The organism is Kineococcus sp. GCM10028916 (assembly GCF_042674865.1).
Lineage (GTDB): Bacteria > Actinomycetota > Actinomycetes > Actinomycetales > Kineococcaceae > Kineococcus.
The window spans coordinates 349,675-369,355 of the sequence record NZ_JBHTFM010000001.1; the positions used below are offsets into that span (position 1 = coordinate 349,675).

The 19,681-nt window shown below is 72.0% G+C and carries 18 protein-coding genes; 9 read left to right on the plus strand and 9 right to left on the minus strand.

The genetic code is table 11. The features are described 5' to 3' along the window. Positions 1–22 precede the first annotated feature (22 nt). Complete coding sequence (locus ACFQ46_RS01695) at positions 23–3,025, plus strand: LamG-like jellyroll fold domain-containing protein (RefSeq protein WP_380256546.1); 3,003 nt, start codon at positions 23–25, stop codon at positions 3,023–3,025. Here the strand turns inward: ACFQ46_RS01695 and ACFQ46_RS01700 are convergent. Both ACFQ46_RS01700 and gmd read right to left on the minus strand, forming a co-directional pair. Further along, on the minus strand, positions 3,018–4,457 hold the full coding sequence (locus ACFQ46_RS01700; protein ID WP_380256548.1) for an oligosaccharide repeat unit polymerase: 1,440 nt from the start codon (positions 4,455–4,457) through the stop codon (positions 3,018–3,020). The genes ACFQ46_RS01695 and ACFQ46_RS01700 overlap by 8 nt on opposite strands. 15 nt (positions 4,458–4,472) lie before the next feature. Further along, positions 4,473–5,465: a GDP-mannose 4,6-dehydratase gene (gmd, locus tag ACFQ46_RS01705; RefSeq protein WP_380256550.1), complete on the minus strand. Its 993-nt coding sequence runs from the start codon at positions 5,463–5,465 to the stop codon at positions 4,473–4,475. Positions 5,466–5,569: 104 nt separating this feature from the next. On the opposite strand from gmd, the gene ACFQ46_RS01710 reads away from it, so the two are divergent. The 4 genes from ACFQ46_RS01710 (at position 5,570) to ACFQ46_RS01725 (ending at position 10,581) form a co-directional block, all read left to right on the plus strand. Next, positions 5,570–6,541, plus strand: coding sequence for a GDP-L-fucose synthase family protein (locus ACFQ46_RS01710; protein WP_380256552.1), 972 nt, complete (start codon positions 5,570–5,572; stop codon positions 6,539–6,541). After that, positions 6,538–7,071, plus strand: a complete 534-nt coding sequence (locus tag ACFQ46_RS01715; protein WP_328296068.1) for a putative colanic acid biosynthesis acetyltransferase — start codon at positions 6,538–6,540, stop codon at positions 7,069–7,071. Before ACFQ46_RS01710 ends, ACFQ46_RS01715 begins: the two co-directional genes overlap by 4 nt. Positions 7,072–7,075: 4 nt before the next feature. After that, on the plus strand, positions 7,076–8,191 hold the full coding sequence (locus tag ACFQ46_RS01720) for a glycosyltransferase (protein ID WP_380256554.1): 1,116 nt from the start codon (positions 7,076–7,078) through the stop codon (positions 8,189–8,191). 212 nt (positions 8,192–8,403) lie between these two features. Next, positions 8,404–10,581, plus strand: coding sequence for an endo-1,3-alpha-glucanase family glycosylhydrolase (locus ACFQ46_RS01725; RefSeq protein WP_380256556.1), 2,178 nt, complete (start codon positions 8,404–8,406; stop codon positions 10,579–10,581). Between the two features lie 45 nt (positions 10,582–10,626). Here the strand turns inward: ACFQ46_RS01725 and corA are convergent, their stop codons facing one another. Beyond that, positions 10,627–11,628, minus strand: a complete 1,002-nt coding sequence (corA, locus tag ACFQ46_RS01730) for a magnesium/cobalt transporter CorA (RefSeq protein ID WP_380256558.1) — start codon at positions 11,626–11,628, stop codon at positions 10,627–10,629. A 137-nt stretch (positions 11,629–11,765) separates the two neighbouring features. On the opposite strand from corA, the gene ACFQ46_RS01735 reads away from it, so the two are divergent. Genes ACFQ46_RS01735 through mshC form a run of 4 tightly spaced genes read left to right on the plus strand, consistent with a single transcriptional unit; the run spans position 11,766 to position 15,193 of the window. After that, complete coding sequence (locus tag ACFQ46_RS01735; RefSeq protein WP_380256560.1) at positions 11,766–12,500, plus strand: histidine phosphatase family protein; 735 nt, start codon at positions 11,766–11,768, stop codon at positions 12,498–12,500. 10 nt (positions 12,501–12,510) lie between these two features. Continuing rightward, a complete protein-coding gene (locus ACFQ46_RS01740; RefSeq protein ID WP_328296073.1) occupies positions 12,511–13,059 on the plus strand; it encodes a DUF3090 domain-containing protein in 549 nt (182 codons plus the stop codon). After that, positions 13,056–13,904, plus strand: a complete 849-nt coding sequence (locus tag ACFQ46_RS01745; RefSeq protein ID WP_380256794.1) for an SCO1664 family protein — start codon at positions 13,056–13,058, stop codon at positions 13,902–13,904. Before ACFQ46_RS01740 ends, ACFQ46_RS01745 begins: the two co-directional genes overlap by 4 nt. A gap of 29 nt (positions 13,905–13,933) precedes the next feature. Then, complete coding sequence (mshC, locus tag ACFQ46_RS01750) at positions 13,934–15,193, plus strand: cysteine--1-D-myo-inosityl 2-amino-2-deoxy-alpha-D-glucopyranoside ligase (RefSeq protein ID WP_380256562.1); 1,260 nt, start codon at positions 13,934–13,936, stop codon at positions 15,191–15,193. A gap of 9 nt (positions 15,194–15,202) precedes the next feature. Here mshC and ACFQ46_RS01755 read toward each other — a convergent pair whose 3' ends face one another. From ACFQ46_RS01755 to ACFQ46_RS01780, 6 genes are all read right to left on the minus strand, one after another. Further along, entirely contained in the window at positions 15,203–16,339 is a 1,137-nt protein-coding gene (locus tag ACFQ46_RS01755) for a dipeptidase (protein ID WP_380256564.1), read from the minus strand. Between the two features lie 22 nt (positions 16,340–16,361). Then, positions 16,362–17,126 carry an AIM24 family protein gene (locus ACFQ46_RS01760; RefSeq protein ID WP_380256566.1) on the minus strand — a complete coding sequence of 255 codons (765 nt, stop codon included), beginning with the start codon at positions 17,124–17,126 and terminating at the stop codon, positions 16,362–16,364. Continuing rightward, complete coding sequence (locus ACFQ46_RS01765; protein WP_380256568.1) at positions 17,123–17,791, minus strand: AIM24 family protein; 669 nt, start codon at positions 17,789–17,791, stop codon at positions 17,123–17,125. The genes ACFQ46_RS01760 and ACFQ46_RS01765 overlap by 4 nt, the downstream gene beginning before the upstream one ends. Continuing rightward, positions 17,791–18,420, minus strand: a complete 630-nt coding sequence (locus ACFQ46_RS01770) for an AIM24 family protein (RefSeq protein WP_380256570.1) — start codon at positions 18,418–18,420, stop codon at positions 17,791–17,793. The genes ACFQ46_RS01765 and ACFQ46_RS01770 overlap by 1 nt, the downstream gene beginning before the upstream one ends. A 118-nt stretch (positions 18,421–18,538) precedes the next feature. After that, positions 18,539–18,988: a DUF805 domain-containing protein gene (locus tag ACFQ46_RS01775; RefSeq protein ID WP_380256572.1), complete on the minus strand. Its 450-nt coding sequence runs from the start codon at positions 18,986–18,988 to the stop codon at positions 18,539–18,541. A 93-nt stretch (positions 18,989–19,081) separates the two neighbouring features. Next, entirely contained in the window at positions 19,082–19,621 is a 540-nt protein-coding gene (locus ACFQ46_RS01780; protein WP_380256574.1) for a DUF805 domain-containing protein, read from the minus strand. Positions 19,622–19,681: the final 60 nt, after the last annotated feature.

Sequence of the window (19,681 nt, forward strand, 5' to 3'; positions counted from 1 at the left end):
GGTCCTGCCGGCCCTCGCGGTCGTGGCGGCCGTCCTGGTCGCGACGGTGACCCCGGCCTCCGCGATCCAGGCGCCGGTGGCCTTCGGCGCCGCGGCCCTGCCCAGCTGGCAGGCCAACGGGGTGGCCTGGGCCGTCGCCAACGCGGGGGGTCAGGTGTTCGTCGGCGGGACGTTCACCTCGATCCGCCCACCCGGGTCCCCGGCCGGGACGGGGGAACAACCCCGCACGAACCTCGCCGTGTTCGACGCGGCCACCGGTGAGCCCACGGCCTGCGCCCCGACGTTCACCCTGAAGAGCGGCACCGCCACCGTCCGCGCGCTGGCCGTCTCCCCGGACGGTGCGACCCTCTACGTCGGCGGCAGCTTCGACACCGTCTCCGGCACGCCCCGCCAGCAGCTCGCCGCCATCGACATCGCCAGCTGCACCCTGATCACGGCGTTCGCCCCGCTGCCCGACGGTCCCGTCCGCAGCATCGTCACCGACGCCCAGACCGTCTGGTTCGGGGGCTCGTTCACGAAGGTGGGCGCCGCCGTGCGTTCGAAGGCGGCCGCCGTCACCGCCGTCACCGTCGGCGCCACCACCACCGCCCCCGGAACGCTCACGGCCTGGGACCCTGCGCTGGACAACGACGTGCTGGCCCTCGCCCTGCGTCCCTCCGGTGGCCAGGTGGTGCTCGGGGGACTCTTCGACACCGCGACCGGTGCGGCCTCGCACGGGCTCGTCGTGGTGGACGCCACGACGGGGACGGCGGTCCGCCGCTTCACGCCCGCCTACGTCCCCGCCTCCTCGCGGGTCAAGGCGATCGCGGTGGACGCCACCGGGTTCTACGTCGCCAACGAGGGGTACGGCACAGGGTCCTTCGACGGTCGCTTCGCCGTCGACTGGGACACCTGGACGCAACGCTGGCGCGACGGCTGCCTCGGGGCGACCCAGGCCGTCGCGGTCTACCAGGGCGTCCTCTACAGCGCCTCGCACGCGCACGACTGCCGCCCGATCAGCGCCTACCCCGACGAGCAGCGCCACCACTTCCTCGCGGAGACCACCCAGACCGGGGACAAACCCAGTCTGCTGTCGTGGTTCCCCAACACCGACGACGGCATCGGCGAGCACATCGGGCCGCGCGCCATCACCATCGCCCAGACCGCCTCCCGCGGAGCGGTCCTGTGGGGGGTCGGGGAGTTCACCAACGTCAACGGGGTGGCCCAGCAGAGCATCACGCGGTTCGGCAGCGGTCCCGAACAGGCCGCGCCCTCGGCGACCCCGTTCCTGCTGACGTCCCCCGCGCCGGGGCAGGTGCGCGTCGCCTGGCGACGGTCCCTCGACCTCGACGACTCCACCCTCACCTACCGCGTCTACCGCGAGGGGACCACCGCCCCGATCGCCACCACCAGTGCCACCTCGTGGTTCTGGAACCGGCCGCAGTCCACCGTGCTCGACTCCGGGTTGACGGTGGGTTCCACCCCGAGGTACCGGGTGGAGGTCAGCGACGGCAACACCACCAGGACGACCGACTGGCGCGGGATCACCGTGCGCGGCACCACCTCGGCCTACGCGGAGCAGGTCCGCGCCGACGGTGCGGTGTTCCTCTGGCGCTACGACGAAGCGGGTGACGTCCTCGTCTCCGACAGCATCGCCAACCAGAGCGGTGCCCTCAACGGTGGCGCCACGTTCCGCGTCCCCGGGGCCGTCGGCGACGACCCGAGCACGGCGCGCACGCTGAACGGTGGGGGCAGCACCATCTTCTCCGAGGTCCGCTACGCGGCCCCGAAGTCCTTCACCGAGGAGACGTGGTTCAAGACGACGACCACGGCCGGCGGGAAGATCATGGGGTTCGGCGACCGCCGCACGCTGAACTCCAGCAGCAACGACAAGCACGTGTACATGACGAACTCCGGGCGGCTCGTCTTCGGCGTCCTCGCCGGCGGCAAGGTCGTCACCCTCTCCACCACCGGGTCCTACAACGACGGTCAGTGGCACCACGTGGCCGCGACCCAGGGCTCGTCCGGGATGGTCCTCTACGTCGACGGGGCCAAGGTCTCCTCGAACTCGACGACGACCAACCAGAACGTCTCCGGGTACTGGCGGGTGGGGGGCGACACGATCTCGACGGCCTGGCCCGACAAGCCGACGAACACGAGCTTCGTGGGGTCCCTCGACGAGACGGCCTACTACGCCAAGGCGCTGTCCGCGGCGCAGGTCGCCCGCCACGTGGAGATCGCCCGGGGTGCGGCCCCGGCCGACACCACCCCGCCCACGGTGCCGGGCACGCCCACGGCGACCGTGGAAGGGGACCAGGTGCGACTGACCTGGACGCCGAGCACGGACGCCGTCGGCGTGACGAGCTACGTCGTGCACCGCTCCGACACGTCGGGTTCCACCCCCTCCGCCGCCACGGCGGTCGCGAACCCCACGACGACGACGGCGACCGACGACCCGGCCACGGGGACCTGGTACTACCGCGTCACGGCGAAGGACGCCGCGGGGAACACCTCGCCCGCCTCCCCGGAGGTCGCGGTGACCCTGCAGCAGGGCGCTCCGACGGTCAACCTCGTCCCCACCGCCGACGCCTTCGCCAACGAGGGGTCGCCGGGGACGAACTACGGGACCAGCACCCAGATGACGTCGCGGGGGGATCAGGGGGCGATCGCCTACCTCCGCTTCGACGTGCCGGCGGCTCCGGCGGGGACCACGCTGACCGGGGCCACCCTGCGACTGCGGACCTCCAGCGACAAGCTGGCCGGTTCGACCGACACCGCGTCGGTGCGACTGGCGACGGGGAACTGGGGGGAGAGCACGCTGACCTGGAGGAACAAGCCGGTGTCGGGTTCCGTCGTGCTCGGCACCGTTCCGGGCGGCACGACCCCCGAGCAGTCGTTCGCGGTGGTGCTGACCCCCGGGGCGCTGACCCCCGGGACCACGGTGACGCTGGCGATCCGGGGTTCGGGCAGTGACAACCTGACGCTGTGGACCCGGGAGCAGAGCCGGGTCGACACCCGGCCGGCCCTGGACCTGCAGTTCAGCTGATCGGTCGGTCGAGCAGCAGCACGTGACGACCCGCCGGGCCGATCGGCCCGGCCCGGCGGGTCCGCTCGACGAAGAGCCCGCAGGCCAGGATCACGAGGAACCCGGCCATGGCCTGCAACAGCGAACCCCGCAGCAGGATGACGAAGTAGAACGGCATCACGACCGCCAGCACGGGCCTTCGCCCGGTGCGGAACCCGAGGTCGGCGCCGGCGTCGGCGCGGGCCACGACGTAACCGACGAGCAGCATCCCCACGACCAGCAGCAGGAACCCGCCGTTGACGAGGAACTCCGCCCACAACGGCGCCGAGAGGTTGCTGAAGCGGTACTCGCGCGCGTTGGCGAGCAGGATCCCGGTGTCGGTCGGTTTGTCCGGCCAGAAGGCCCGCGGGACCCAGAACAGCACGGTGCCGAGGAGTTGCCGTCCGTCGGTCGACCCGAGGTCGCGGACGTACCAGACGGCGTTGGTGATCTGCTCGAACGCGTCGAAGTCGCCCGAGGTCATGACGTCCAGGGTCGGCGGCAGCGCGCCGCGGGTGTTCACCTCGGCGACGACCCGCCGGGCGGCGTCGGCCACCGGGTAGAGCAGCAGCAGCGCGGCGACGAAACCCAGACCGAAAGCGCGGGCCCGACCCCTGGTCGCCATGGCCCCCAGCGCCACGACCACCGAGAGCCCGGCCGTCCCCGCGACGTAGCGCGGGCTCGAGATCGGGTTCATGGAGACGACGATCGCGGCCCCCACCACCAGCAGCAGGCCGCGGCGGGCCGGGATCCGCACGAGCGCCACGAACGCGACGACGAGCGGGAACGTCGCCAACGAGCGGACGACGGCGTTGACGGCCGGGTCCGGCCAGGCCGCCAGGGCGGCCGCGCTGCGGGTGTCCCGAGCCGCGAACATCGCCGGCAACCCGGTCTTCCACGTGTAGTAGCCGAACAGCAGCAGCGCGAGCACCGCGAGCACGACGGCCCGCCGTCGCGGGACCTCACCGAGGCGCGCAGCCACCCGCCGTCGCCGACCGACGGCGATGCCGAGCGCGACGGCCGAGGTCCCCACGACGACGGCGAGCAGCGCCTGAGCGTGCAGTTCGACGTGCGGACGCGGGGTCGTCCCGGGGTGCTGTCCCGACCGCAGCTGGACCACCGGGGCCAGGGCCAGGAAGACGTACACGAAGATCCAGAACACGACCTCGAACAGGCGTCGGGGGGCGGTCACCACGACCCAGCCGAGTCGCGCCCCCACGAGGACGGTGAACGCGATCGCCCAGCGCCACAACGTGTCCGCCGGTGCCGGGTCGGGGGTGAAGCGCACCACGAGCAGCGGGACGACGACGCCCAGGACGACCGCGGCGCCCAGGGCCAGCGCCGTGGTCGAGGAGTCGTGCCCCGGTTCCGCGGTCCCCACCGGTTCCCGGGTGCGCTGCGTGCTGCCGGGCATCGGCGGGGTTCCTCCTCAGCGGGCGACGGGCGACACCAGGGCGCGCCGTTCGGCCTCGGTCATCAACTGCGCGAGTTCCGTGGCCTGCACGGTAGCGCTCCAGCCGAGTTCACGACGGGCCTTGGACGGGTCACCGATGAGCGCGTCGACCTCGGAGGGCCGTTCGTAGCGCTCGTCGTGCGCGACGTGGTCGCGCCAGTCCAGGCCCACCGACTCGAAGCAGTTCTGCGCGAACTCCCGGACCGAGGTGCCGACCCCGGTGGCGAGGACGTAGTCGCTCGGTCGCTCCTGCTGCAGCATCCGCCACATGCCCTCGACGTACTCCTTGGCGTAACCCCAGTCGCGGACGGCGTCGAGGTTGCCGAGGTAGAGGGTGTCCTGCTTGCCGGCGGCGATCCGGGCCGCGGCGGCGGCGATCTTCCGGGTGACGAACGTCTCACCGCGCCGGGGGGACTCGTGGTTGAAGAGGATGCCGTTCACCGCGAACATCCCGTACGCCTCGCGGTAGTTGCGCGTCATCCAGTACCCGTAGACCTTCGCCGCGCCGTAGGGGCTGCGCGGGTGGAACGGGGTGACCTCGGACTGCGGAGGTGGGGTGGCGCCGAACATCTCCGAACTGGAGGCCTGGTAGAACCGGCACTGCAGGCCGATCATGCGGATGGCCTCGAGGATGCGCGTGGTGCCGAGTCCCGTGGTGTCGCCGGTGAACTCCGGTTCCTCGAAACTCACGCGCACGTGCGACTGCGCGGCGAGGTGGTACACCTCGTCGGGACGGATGTCGTCGAGCAGGGTCACCATCCGGGAGCCGTCGGTCAGTTCCCCGAAGTGCAGGAAGAACCGGGCGTGCGGGTCGTGCGGGTCCTGGTACAGGTGGTCGATCCTGGCGGTGTTGAACGACGACGACCGCCGCACCAGTCCGTGGACCGCGTAGCCCTTCTCCAGCAACAGCTCGGCCAGGTAGGAGCCGTCCTGACCCGTGATGCCCGTGATGAGCGCAATCTTGCGCATCCGTCGCCCCCCGTGGACTGCGTGGTCACTCGTAGTGAGCATACAATCATCCGGAGGGGACATCTGTCTGCCGAACGGGTCACCGGACCTGTACCTTTCGAGCCATGGACGCCCCCACTGGTCACGGACGGTGGCCCCTCGACCCGGAGTCGACGGTCTACGTCGCCGGCCACCGCGGACTGGTCGGGTCGGCCGTGCTGCGCAGGCTGCAGGCCGAGGGGTTCCGCAACCTCGTCGTGCGGACCTCCGGTGAACTCGACCTGCGCGAACGCCCCGCCGTCGACCGGTTCTTCGACGAGGTGCGGCCCGACGTCGTCGTGCTGGCCGCCGCCAAGGTCGGCGGCATCGGCGCGAACTCAGCGTTCCCGGCCCAGTTCCTCTCCGACAACCTCCGGATCCAGGTGAACGTCCTCGACGCGGCCGTCGCGGTCGGGACGCCGCGGCTGCTGCTGCTGGGTTCCTCCTGCATCTACCCGAAGTTCGCCGAGCAGCCCATCCGCGAGGACTCGCTGCTCACCGGCCCGCTGGAACCCACGAACGACGCCTACGCGATCGCCAAGATCGCCGGTGTCCTGCAGGTGCAGGCGGTCCGTCGCCAGTACGGGTTGCCGTGGATCTCCGCGATGCCCACCAACCTCTACGGCCCCCACGACAACTTCGACCCCGAGGCCTCCCACGTCCTGCCCGCGATGCTGCGCCGGTTCCACGAGGCCGCCCGCGACGACGTCCCCGTGGTCACGTGCTGGGGGAGCGGCACCCCGCGCCGGGAGTTCCTGCACGTCGACGACCTGGCGCAGGCGTGCCTCTTCCTGTTGCGCCACTACGACGACCCCGACCCGGTCAACGTCGGGACCGGGTCCGACGTCACGGTCGCCGAACTCGCCGGGCTGGTCGCCGGGGTCGCCGGGTACCGCGGCCGGATCGAGTGGGACGCGTCGAAGCCCGACGGCACCCCGCGCAAGCTGCTCGACGTGTCGAAGCTGCGCGCCCTCGGCTGGAGTGCGTCCACCCCCCTGGCCGACGGCGTCGCGGCGACCTACGACTGGTACCGGCGTGCCCTGGAGCCGGTGGCGTGATCCGGCGGCTGTCCGGTTTCACCGGCGCCGGCTACGACAAGGGCCGGGGCCCGCTGTGGCAGATCGCCTGGCAGCTCGTCTCGGGTCTCGTCGTGGTGCGGTGGTGGTGCCCCGCCGCCCTGCGGGTCGCCCTGCTGCGGGCGTTCGGGGCCCGCATCGGTGCGGGGGTCCTCATCCGGCACGGGGTGCGCGTGCACTGGCCCTGGAAGCTGACCGTCGGGGCCGACAGCTGGATCGGTCAGGGCGCCTGGGTGCTCAACCTGGAACCCGTCGTCCTCGGGCACGACGTCTGCATCTCCCAGGACGTGCTGCTCTGCACGGGCAGCCACGACCACCGTTCGCCCACCTTCGAGTTCGACAACGCGCCCATCGAAGTCGGCGACGGGGCCTGGATCGCCGCCCGGGCCACCGTCCTGCGGGGGGTCGTCGTGGGCAGCGGCGCCGTCGTGGGGGCCTGCGCCCTCGTCGTGCGCGACGTGCCGGCCGGCGCCACCGTCCTCGCCCCGCAGGCGATCGAACCGGGGCGCTGAGCCGGTGCGCGTCCTGCACGTGCTGACGCTGGTCTCACCGGACGGGGCGTTCGGGGGACCGGTCGCGGTCGCGACCCACCAGACGTCCGCCCTGCGGGCCCGGGGCCACGACGTCCGCGTCCTCGCCGGGGCCCGCGGCTACCCCGGCCCCGCACCCACCGAGCTCGGCGGCACCCCGCTGCGGGCCCACCGCCTCCACGGCGTGCTGCCCGGGGCCGGGTTCAGCGGTCTGACCTCGCCCGCCCTGCTCGCCGACGCCCGGCGGGCGCTGCGCTGGGCCGACGTCGTGCACGTCCACCTCGCCCGTGACCTCGTCACCCTGCCGGTGGCCCGGCTCGCCCTGGTCCTCGGCACCCCGCTGGTGCTGCAGCCCCACGGCATGGTCGTCCCGAGCGCCCACCCGCTGGCCGGCCCGCTCGACGCCCTGGCCACCCGCACCGTCCTGCGCCGCGCCGCCGCCGTCCTGCACCTGACCCCCGCCGAGGAGGCGGGGTTGCGCGCCCTCGTCCCCGCGGGTCCGGGGTGGCAGCGCCTCACCAACGGCATCCCGGGCGTCGACCCGGTGCCGCCCCTGCCGGCCCGGCCCGGTGTCCTCTTCCTCGGCCGGCTCGTGGCCCGCAAACGTCCGGCGCTCTTCGCCTCGACGGCGGCCGCGTTGCTGGCGGAGGGGATCGACGCCGACTTCGCCCTGGTGGGACCCGACGAGGGGGAGGGGCCGGCCGTCCGCCGCGTCGTGGCGGCCACCGCCGACCCCCGGCTGCGGTGGGAGGGGGCGCTGGCGCCGTCCGCCGTCGCCGACCGGCTGGCCGCTGCCTCGCTCGTGGTGCTGCCCTCGGTCGCCGAACCGTTCCCCGTCGCCGTGCTCGAGGCGATGGCCGCGGGCCGGGGCGTCGTGGTCGTGGACGACTGCGGGCTCGCCCCCGCGATCGCGGCCGCCGGGGCCGGCGCCGTCGTCGGCCCCGAGCCCGCCGACCTGCTCGACGCGGTGCGCGACCTGCTGACCCGACCCGGGGCACTGGCCGCCGCGGGCAGCGCCGCGTGGCGCACATCACACTCGCAGTTCTCGATGGCGGCGGTCACCACCCGCCTCGAGACGATCTACGCGACCGCCGTTTCCTGACGCAGAGCGAGATTCTTCACCCGTTCGGCTCAGCTGAGGCCGGGGACACCGGGGACCGGAAACGCCGGACGTGGGAGATCGTCACGCGCAGTCGCACCGCGCCGACCGGCTAAAGGGGCCCGTGGGGGGACCCGAAGTTCTGAGTAGTTCACCGCACATCGAAACCGGTCAGAGATTCGTTACACACCCCCCCCACCTCGGAGGAACCCCCGATGCGTCTGTCCCCCCAGCTCCGCACCGGCACCACCCGCACCAAGCGCGTCCTCACCGCGCTGCTGGGTGCGACCGCCGTCACCACCGCGACGCTCGTCCCGCTCGTCACCGCCACCACGGCGACCGCGGCGACCGGCGACCGCACCAGCGCCAGCGCGTTCACCACGAACGACGTCCTCCCGTTCGACATGCCGTCGGCCTCCGCGGCCGCCGCTCACGGGAAGCTCGTCTTCGCCCACTACATGCCGTCGCTGCCGCTCTCGCTGGACAACGCCGACCCGGCCAACGACTACTACGCCCGGAACTACCTGACGCCGACCGGTGAGAGCGGCAAGCACGCCGCCTACGGCGGGTTCCTGCGCGACCGTCCCCTCCCGGTCGCCAAGCAGTCCGGTTCCGACTGGAAGCTCAAGAACTTCGAACTCGAGGTGCGCCAGGCGAAGTCGGCCGGCATCGACGGTTTCAGCGTGGACCTGCTGTCGATCAACAAGACCAGTCCGCTGTACGCGAACCAGCAGCTGCTGCTCCAGGCCGCCGCCAACGTCGGCGGTTTCACCATCCTGCTGATGCCGGACATGACCGCCGGTGGATCCTCCGCCACCCCGGACACCCTGGCCGCCGCGATGGCCGACCTGGCCGGTAGCCCCGCCGCGCACCGTCTCGCCGACGGTCGCCTGGTCGTCGCCCCGTTCCACGCCGACAGCCGGAACGCGGCCTGGTGGAGCGACTTCATGTCCACCATGAAGACCAAGTACCAGAAGCCGGTCGCGTTCTTCCCGCTGTCGCTGGACGAGCGCACCAGCCTGAGCTCCTTCAAGTCGATCGCCTACGGCGTCTCGAACTGGGGCTCGCGCAACCCCGCCTGGAACTCCACCGACGCCGCCGCCGCCCCGACCACCCGCGCGAAGGCCGTCGAGAACCTCGGCCTGAAGTGGATGCAGCCCGTCTCGGTGCAGGACGAGCGTCCGAACCAGGGCATCTACGACGAAGCGGCGAACACCCAGAACCTCCGCAACACCTGGGCGATCGCCCGCAACACCGGCGCCGACTGGGTGCAGATCCCGACCTGGAACGACTACACCGAGGGCAGCCAGATCGCCCCGTCGGTCGACCAGGGCTGGTCGTTCCTGGACATGAACTCCTACTACGTGTCCTGGTTCAAGACGGGTTCCGCCCCGGCCGTGAAGCGGGACACCGTCTACGTCACCCACCGCACCCAGTCCGTGTCGGCCAAGCAGACCACCGCGCAGAGCAAGACGATGCGGCTGCGCGGTGGGACCGCCGCCCAGGACACCGTCGAGGCGACGACCTTCCTCACCGCCCCCGGCACCGTGACCGTCACCGTCGGCGGCACCAAGCACTCCTGCCAGGTCGACGCGGGCGTGGACACCTGCGTGGTCCCGCTCGCCACCGGCGCCGTCTCGGCCGTCGTGACCCGCGGCAGCAGCACCGTCGCCGCCGTCACCTCGCCGAAGGTCGTCACCAGCTCGCCCTCGGTGCAGGACCTGCACTACGTGGCGGCCTCCAGCCGGCGCGAGGGTTCGACCGTCGCCGTCAGCGACCCGGCTCCGTCCACGACCCCGACCGTTCCCGCGTCGCCCCGTCCCACCACCCCGGCACCCACGGTTCCGGCACCCACGACCCCGGCCCCCGTGACGACCGCTCCCGTCACGCCGGTGTCGAAGCCCACCACCACGATCCTCGCCCCGATCGCCGACACCTACGCCAACGAGGGTGCCCCCGGGACCGAGTACGGCAGCGACCCGCTGCTGGTCTCGCGCCCCGGTGCCCGCGCCTACCTGCGCTTCGACCTGCCGGCCGCCCCGGCCGGGAAGAAGCTCACCGGAGCCACCCTGCGCGTCCACACCGCCTCCGACCCGCTGTCGGCCTCGGCCAACGCCCACCAGGTCCGCCTCGCCTCCAACAGCTGGAAGGAGCAGAGCATGAACTGGAACAACAAGGTGCCCGCCTCCGGAGCCCTGCTCGGCCAGGTCGCGGCCGGCGCGAAGGTGAACTCCGCCTACGACGTCGCGCTGGACGTCACGCCGCTGACCCCCGTCCTCGGCAAGACCCAGAGCCTGGCCGTCGACGCCCTGGGCGGCGACAGCCTGTGGCTGTGGTCGAGCGAGAACAAGGACGCGAACCTGCGCCCGCAGCTGGTGCTCACCTGGAGCTGACGCCCGGCGGCTCCTGACGCACGATCCCGACGGTCGGGCTGGTTCCTACAACCAGCCCGACCGTTTGAACACCCGGAACAGACCGAAGCAGACGGCCACCATGAACAGCACGCAGCCGGGGTAGCCGTAGCGCCAGGAGAGCTCCGGCATGTGCTGGAAGTTCATGCCGTACACGCCGGCCACCAACGTCGGGACCGCGGCGATGGCCGCCCACGCCGAGATCTTGCGCATGTCGTCGTTCTGGCGCACCGAGACCTGCGCGAGGTGGGCGTTGAGGATGTCGGTGAGCAGTCGGTCGTAGCTCTCCACGTGCTCGACGGTCCGGGTCAGGTTGTCCAGCACGTCGCGCAGGACGAACCGCGCCTGCTGGTCGAGCACGTGGTGCCCGGTCTCGTGATCGTGGTCGGGCTCGTGGTCGTCGTTGACCAGGGCCTTGAGCGGGGCGACGAGGGGTACCGCAGCGCGGCGGACCTCGAGGACCTCCCGCTTGAGGGAGTAGATCCGCTGGGCGTCGGAGGAACGGTCGGGGGAGAAGACCTGCTCCTCCATCTGCTCGACGTCGCGTTCGAGCTCGTCGTCGATGCGGGTGTACTCGCCGACGACGTGCTCCATCACCGCGTGCATGACGGCCTTCGGACCGAGCTCCAGCCGGTGCGGATCCCGCCGCACGGTGTCCCGGACGTCGTAGGCCGGCCCGGTGTCGCCGCGGCGGACGGTGACGACGAAGCGCTCTGCGACGAACATCATGAGTTCGCTGGTCTCGACGCTGGAGGTCTCGTCGAAGTAGGAGAGGACCTTCAGGACCACGAAGACCGTGTCCCCGTACCGCTCGACCTTCGGGCGCTGGTGCCCGGTCACGGCGTCCTCGACGGCGAGGTGGTGCAGGTGCAGCTCCCTGCCGACCTCTGACAGCTCCTCCGCGGTGGGGTCCTGGAGCACGACCCAGAGGAACCCGTCGTCGGTGTCCCGACAGGAGTCCAGGCCGGCGGTGAGGCCGTCCACCTCCGAGCGCTTGCCGTCCTGGTAGGTGGCCACGTCCACGATCACGAGCACATCGTGCCCCCGTCACGGTCTTCCGGCTCGACCAACAGCTGGGGAAATTCAGTTACCGGAGCCAATGCGCGAGCTTCACCCACCCGCAACACCGTGAGTGACGCAGTTGGAACAGCCCATAAGCTGGGGGGGTGCCGACCCTCCTGCTCGTCCGCCACGGCCGCAGCACCGCCAACACCGCCGGCGTCCTCGCCGGGTGGACCCCCGACGTGCACCTCGACGACGTCGGCCGGGGACAGGCGCAGGCGCTGGCGCGGCGGTTGGCCCCGGTCACGGTGGCCTCCTTCGTCGTCTCACCGCTGGAACGCTGCCAGGAGACCGCCGGCGAGCTCCGCTCCCTCGACGGGCCGGGCGGCCCGCGGCCCGACGTGCTCACCGAGGACCGGCTGGGGGAGTGCAAGTACGGCGACTGGACCGGGAAGGCGATCAAGGACCTGGCCAAGGAACCGTTGTGGCGCACGGTGCAGTCGCACCCGTCCGCCGCGGTGTTCCCCGGTCCCGAGGGCGAGGGACTGGCGACGATGCAGCACCGGGCCGTGGCGGCGATCCGTGAACACGACGCCCGTGTCGCGGCCGAGCACGGTGACGACGCGGTCTGGGTCGCGGTGACCCACGGGGACGTCATCAAGGCGATCCTCGCCGACGCCCTCGGCATGCACCTCGACCTCTTCCAGCGGATCTCCGCCGACCCGTGCTCGGTGTCGGTCATCCGCTACGCACCGCTGCGACCGTTCGTGATCCGCATGAACGACTCCGGCGGCGACCTGGCCGGCTTCGCCCCGGCCAAGAAGCGCACCCGACGTGCGGGCAAGCGTGCCGAGGCGTCCTCGGACGCGGTCGTCGGTGGCAGCACCGGCGCGGCGTAGGGTCGCCACCATGCCCGTGTACGAGTACGACCCGCCCGAACGCTTCGTGGCGGGCACCGTCGGCGAGCCCGGGGCCCGGACGTTCTTCCTGCAGGCCCGGGGCGGGAAGCGCCTCACGTCGGTCTCGCTGGAGAAGACGCAGGTGTCCGCCCTGGCCGAACGCGTCGGCGAACTCCTCGACGAGATCGTGCGCCGTTCCGGCGGTCAGGCTCCCGTTCCCGCGATGCCCGCCGCGGGGTCGGAGGACACCGCCCCGCTCGACGTCCCCATCGACGAGGAGTTCCGGGTCGGCACGATGAGCCTGGCCTGGGACGGCGAACGCGACGTCGTGGTCATCGAGTGCTTCGAGGCGTCGGAGGAGGACGTGGACCCGGAGGTCCCGGACCTGACCCCGGACCGGAACCTGCTGCGGGTCTCGCTGGACGGGACGACGGCACGGGCCTTCGCGACCCGGGCCCTGGCCCTCGTGGCGGCCGGTCGTCCGCCGTGCCCGTTCTGCGCGGGTCCGCTGGATCCCGTCGGGCACATCTGTCCGCGCGCGAACGGGTACCGACGCTGAACGGGACGTTCGCGGGCGTCGCCGAGCAGGACGCCCTGGCCCGGCTGGTGGCGGGGGAGATCGAGGTGCGCGGCCGGCTCGCGGACGCCTCGAACGCGACGCTCTACGCCGTCGTCGACGGTGTCGACGGCGAACTCGCGTGCGTCTACAAACCGGTCGCGGGGGAGCGCCCGCTGTGGGACTTCCCGGACGAGACGCTGGCGCGACGTGAGGTCGCGTCGTACGCGGTGTCCGCGGTGACGGGCTGGAACGTGGTGCCGCCCACCGTGTTCCGCGACGGGCCGCTCGGTCCGGGCTCCGTCCAGCTCTGGTTGCAGCAGGACGGCGCGGACCCCGCCGAGCCCGACGAGGTGGTGCTGCCCTCGGCCGGGGCGGGCCTCATCGACATCGTCGCGCCGCGCCGGGTGGCGGACGGCTGGCACACCGTGCTGCAGGCCGAGGACGGTGCGGGCCGCCCGGTGGCGCTCGTCCACGCCGACGACCTGCGGTTGCGGCACATCGCCGTCCTGGACGTCGTGCTCAACAACGCCGACCGCAAGGGCGGGCACGTGCTGCCCGGCTGGTCGGGGGCCGTCCACGGGGTGGACCACGGTCTGACCTTCCACGAGGAACCCAAACTGCGGACCGTCCTCTGGGGGTTCGGCGGGAGCCACCTGCTGGCCGAGGAGCGCGAGGTCCTCGCCGGCCTGCTGGCGGACCTGAACGGCTCGTTGGGGGCGTTGCTCGGCGAACTGCTGAGCGTCGAGGAGGTCGTCGCGACCCTCGAGCGCACCGAGCAGCTGCTGCAGGCGGACCGGTTGCCCCGGGCGCGGGGTCACCGCACGATCCCGTGGCCGCCGTTCTGAGCGTTCTGCGGGCCAGGTAGGTTCGGGTCGTGCGTTCCTGGCCCGTCCCCGAAGTCCCGACCCTCCCCGGTCGGGGCCCCCGCGTCCTCCTGCACGACACCTCGAGCGGGGGACTCGTGCCCGTCGGCCCGGAGTCGGGGACGGCGACGCTGTACGTCTGCGGCATCACGCCCTACGACGCGACGCACCTGGGGCACGCCAACACCTACGTGGCCTTCGACCTGCTGGGCCGGGCCTGGCGGGACGCGGGCCTGGAGGTCCGCTACGTGCAGAACGTGACCGACGTCGACGACCCGCTGCTCGAGCGGGCCGAGGCGACGGGCGTCGACTGGCGCGACCTGGCCCGGTCCCAGATCGAGTTGTTCCGCGGGGACATGACGGCCCTGTCGGTCGTCCCGCCCCAGGAGTACCTCGGTGTCGTGGAGGCCGTCGACCTGGTCTCCGCCGCGGTGCGCGACCTCCTCGACGCCGGCGCGGCCTACCGGGTGGCGGGCGTGGACGGCGGCCCCGACGGCGACGTGTACTTCCCGGTGGACTCCGACGTGGCGTTCGGCACCGTCGGCGGTTACGACCTCGAGACCATGCTGGAACTCTCCGCCGAACGGGGCGGCGACCCGCAGCGTCCGGGCAAGCGGAACGCGCTGGACCCGTTGCTCTGGCGCGTCGAACGTCCCGGTGAACCCGCCTGGGACGGGGGCGTCCTCGGACGCGGCCGTCCCGGCTGGCACATCGAGTGCACCGCGATCGCCCTGCAGCACCTGGGGATGCCCATCGACGTCCAGGGCGGGGGCAGCGACCTCGTCTTCCCGCACCACGAGATGGGCGCGGCCCACGCGCACCTGCTGCGGCCGGAGTCGCGTCCCTTCGCCCGCGCGTACGCGCACTCGGGGATGGTGGCCCTCGACGGCGAGAAGATGAGCAAGTCCAAGGGGAACCTGGTGCTCGTCTCGAAGCTCGTCGCCGCGGGGGTACCGGCGGCGGTCGTGCGGTTGGCCATCGTCGCCCACCACTGGCGCGCCGAGTGGGAGTGGACCGACGAGGTCCTGGCCGAGGCCCAGGCACGGTACGCCCGCTGGAACTCCGCCGTCTCCGCGGCGAGCGGACCCGCGGCCGAGGAACTCCTCGCCACGGTCCGCTCGCGCCTGGCCGACGACCTCGACGCGCCGGGCGCGGTCGCGGCCGTCGACGCGTGGGTCGAGGCCGCGACGGCGGAGCCGGGTGACGACGCCGAGGCGCCGGACCTGGTGCGTCGCACCGTCTCCGCCCTGCTCGGTGTCGTCCTGCCCTGACGTCGGGGCTCAGTCGACGCTGGTGCCGTCCTGCGCTTCCTCCAGGACGCGCAGCGCGTTGGCGCTCGTGAGACCGGCGAGTTCCGCAGCGGACCAGCCGCGGTCGGCCAGTTCCCGCAGCAGGTTCGGGTACCCGGAGACGTCCTCGAGGCCGACGGGGAGTTCGTCGGTGCCGTCGTAGTCGCCGCCGAGGCCGACGTGCCCGGCGCCCATGACGTCGCGGGCGTGGTCGACGTGGTCCGCCACGTCGGCCACGGTCGCCCGCGGACGGGGGTTGCGCTCCAGCCAGGAGGCGAAGTCCGCCACGGGTTCCTGCGCACCGACGGGGTCGTAGGGGGCGCCGCTCAGGCCGAGGCGTGCCTGTTCGGCAGCGGCTGCGGCGCGGTGCTCGGCGCAGGACGCGTTCACGAACGCGGGGACGAACGTGACCATGAGGACGCCACCGTTGTCCCGCAACCGTTCCAGGACGGCGTCGAGGGCGTTGCGCGGGACGTCGGTGACGGCCCGGGTGGAGGAGTGCGAGAAGATCGCCGGGCGGGTGGTGACGTCCAGAGCGTCGTGCATGGTCCGTTCGTGCACGTGGGAGAGGTCGACGAGGACCCCGGTGCGGTTCATCTCGCGCACGACGTCCCGGCCGAAGTCCGTGAGGCCGAAGTCGACCGGTTCTCCCGTGGCGGAGGCCGCCCACGCGGTGTTGTCGTTGTGCGTCAACGTCAGGTAGGCGAGCCCGGCCCGGCGCAGTTCACGCAGCACCCCGAGGGAACCGGCGATGCTCTGCCCGCCTTCGGCGCCGATCAACGAGGCGATGCGTCCCGCGGAGATCGCGGTGCGCACGTCGGCGGCGGTCGGGGTCCACGCGAAGACGTCGGGGTGGGTGGTCACCGTCCGCCGCACGACGTCGATCTGCTCGAAGGTCGCCGTCACCGCGGCGGGGTGTTCCCAGTCCGAGGGGACGAACACCGACCAGAACTGCGCGCCGAGCCCGCCGGCGCGCATCCGGGGGATGTCGGTGTGCAGGGCGGCCCGGCCCGCCGCGAGTCCCGCGGCGGCGGGGTCGGAGCCGAACTCCTCGCGGATCCGCCAGGGCAGGTCGTTGTGCCCGTCGAGGACGGGGTGCGTGCGCAGCAGTTCCGGCAGGTCGATCACCCGGTCGAACCTACCCGCGGGATCACTGCCGCTGTTGCTGGATCTGGGTCTGGATGACCCCGGAGAGGTGCTGCAGCTGGTTCGGACCGAGCTGACGCACCTCGGCTTCGAGTCGGCGCACGACCTGCGGGTCCTCGAGCATCCGCTCGGAACTCTGCAGCAGGACCGTCCCGGAGCCAGTGAAGTCGTACTGACGTTCTTCGCCCGACCGCGTCCCGAACAGCGCTCCCCGTGCGGCGCCGAGGAAGTGCCCCATCCAGCCGGCGTCGAAGTGCTGCGAGGGGGCGGGGCAGTCGGCCCACCCCACGAGGGCCTCGGGATCCACCCGGACGGGCGGTTCCACGAAGATGACCGGGCCCGAGGAACTGGCCAGGAACTTCCCCGTCCCCAGCAGGGTGAGGAACCCGGGGATGATGGACTCCTTGAGTTCCAGCCCGGCGTCGAAGGCGAGCAGGTTCGCGGCGCGGACGGTGAGGTTCCCGTCGTCGAGGTCGTAGGAGTTGATGTCGTACCCGCGGTCGCCCAGGATCACGTGCCCCTGACCGTTGGCCACGACCCAGTCCCGGCTGTAGAGGGGGGAGGAGAAGTGGCTGGCGACCATGGCCGTCATCGACGTCGCGGTCAGCGGTTCGAAGCGGATCGTCCCGCCGCCCACGGGGTAGTAGGCGATCATCGTTCCGGTCTGCATGAACAGCGGACCGGTGAGCTTCACGCAGTAGGCGTAGGGGTTGTCCGGGAGGTTGTCGTGGTCCGGCAGCGTCTGCGGGTCCAGCGGGGTCGGGTTCACAGCTTCTCCTCGCTCGCCTGGACGTAGACGGTTCCTTCGCCGGACACCTTGAGCTGCACGCCTTCACCCGATCCACGGCCGACGGCGTCGCGCCAGGACACCGCCGTCGCGACGTCGAGCCGGAGGTTGCCGACGTGGGCGACGTAGGCCTGCGGGTCGACGACGACCTGCCGGTTGCCGCCGACCTGCAGCGCGAACGTCCCGCCGTGGGAGAGGACGGCCACGGAACCCCGGCCGGAGAGCTGCGTCGTGAACAACCCCTGGCCCGTCACGGCCCCGCGGACGGCACCGCGCAGGCCGCCCTGCTGGCCGAGGAACACGACCGAGCTCGACATGCCGGCGTCGTGGGCGAGCAACCGGTCCGCCTCGACGGACATCGACTGCGACCCGTCGAGGTCGACGACCGTGACGTGGTGGCCGTGGTAGCCGTAGTGGACGGAGCCGTTGCCCTCGGCCACCATCAGCGGGACGGCCTCGCCCTGCATGCCGCGGGCGAGCGCCGAGGCGATCCCACCGCCGTAGGCGCCGCCGCCGGGTCCGCCGACGACGGGGGAGAAGGCGATGGTGCCGGTGGTGGCGAGCATGGCGCCGCGGCGGGCGAGGACCTCCTGGCCGGGGCGGACCTCGGCGAGGACGACCTTGGAGGTGACCTTGGTGAAGCCCATCAGCGCTCCTCGGGCTGGATGTAGACGATGCCCTGGCCTTCGAAGCGCAGGGAGAACGCTTCTCCGGAGCTCTCGCCGACGAGGTTGCGCCAGGAGACGTCGGTGACGAAGGACTGGGTGACGTTGCCGACGGCGCCGATGTAGGCGTCGGGGTCGACGACGAGGGGGAACTGGGGGCTGACGCGCAGCGCGATCGGTGGGCCGCCGAGGGAGAGCAGAGCGGCCTGGCCGTGCCCGGTGACGGTGGTGGTGAAGAGGCCCTGGCCGCTGGAGGCGCCTTGGAGGCCGGTGAAGGTGACGTCGGTCTTGAGGCCGTCGGAGAGGCAGAGGAGGCCTTCGGACTCGGCCTTGAGGGTGTCGCCGGCGAGGTCGAGGAGGAGGAGGTAGCCGGCGTTCACGGCGAAGTGGACGGTGCCGCGGCCGGTGACCTCCATGAGGGAGAGGTGTTCGCCGGTGACGCGTTGCTTGAGGGCGGCGCGGAGTCCGCCGCCGCCGCCCATGCCGGCGTTCTTGAACTGGACGTCTCCCTCGTAGGCGACCATCGAGCCGGTCTGGGCGCGCACGGCGCTGCCCTTGGACCCGTCGAGGTCGACCACGAGGACACGTGGTGTTTCCAGCCGCCAGGACACAGGGCCTCCTCGGTCGTCATCGTCGTGCCGTCAGCCCATCATGGCGTGATCTTCCCGTCCAGGGCGAGAACGACGCAGGGGCGACCACGTCGTCGTGGTCGCCCCTGCGGCGGTGGTCTCAGAACTGGCCGGGCTGACCGTATTGGCTCGGTCCGCCGAACTGCGGGGGCTGGCCGGGGAACTCCCCGTACCCGCCACCGATCCCCTTGGGGTTGGGGCCGTGCTGGTTCTGGCCGGGCTGAGAGTCCTGGCAGGCGAAGACGATGAGGACGATCAGGCCCACGAGGGGGATGAGGCCGAGGAAGAACCAGAGGCCGCTGCGGCCGGTGTCGTGCATGCGGCGCCAGAAGACGGAGAGGCTGGGGAGGAGCAGCGCAAGGGTCACGATCGTGCCGATGGGGCCGTTGCCGGTGCTGTTGGCCATTCCGGCCGCGTTGTCGAGGCCGGAGGCGACGAGCCCGACGAGGAAGTTGAAGAGGGTCCAGAACCAGAACTCCGAGCGCCGGGCTCGTCCGGAGAAGCCCACGTACTTCGAGAAGCCGCTCTTGACGGCATCGATCAGGTTCACGTCGTCGTCCCCTTCACCCGGCCCGGCCGGTCCGGGCGCACAGCTCCATCATGGCGTGATCATGAGGAGGGTGCCTGGACCGGTCGGGGTGTGTCACCCGAACTGGGAGGGGTTGCCGTACTGGTTGGGGCCCGAGGGGAACTGACCGTAGGGGGCGAAGTCGCCGATGCCCTTGGGGTTGGGTCCGAACTGGTTGGGGCCGGGGGTGGAGTCCATGACGCAGAAGACGAGCAGGACGATGCCGCCGAACGGCGCGAGCGAGATGAGGTACCACCAGCCGGAGCGGCCGGTGTCGTGCAGGCGTCGGACGGTGACGGCGAGCGAGGGGAGGAACAGGCCGAGCGCGACGACGAAGAAGACCAGGCCGACCAGGCCCGAGACGATCCCGCCGCCGGCGGTGGCGACGCCGCTGTCGTCGACGCTGCCGAGTGCCCCGGTGGCAACCGTGACGGCGATGAGGACGGCGTAGACGGCGAGCAGAACCAGGCCCTGGGCAAGGGTCCAGAACCAGTACTCGGAGCGTCGGGCGCGGCCCTTGAAGTCGACGTACTTGCGCAGACAGACCTTCACGGCCTCCGTGAAGCCCATGGGGATCCTCTCGTCGCGCGTGCGGACCTTCCGCACAGCGTTCACCCATGGTGGCGTCTTGAGATCACCCGCAGTGACGAAACGGCCTGATTCACCCGTTCCGCT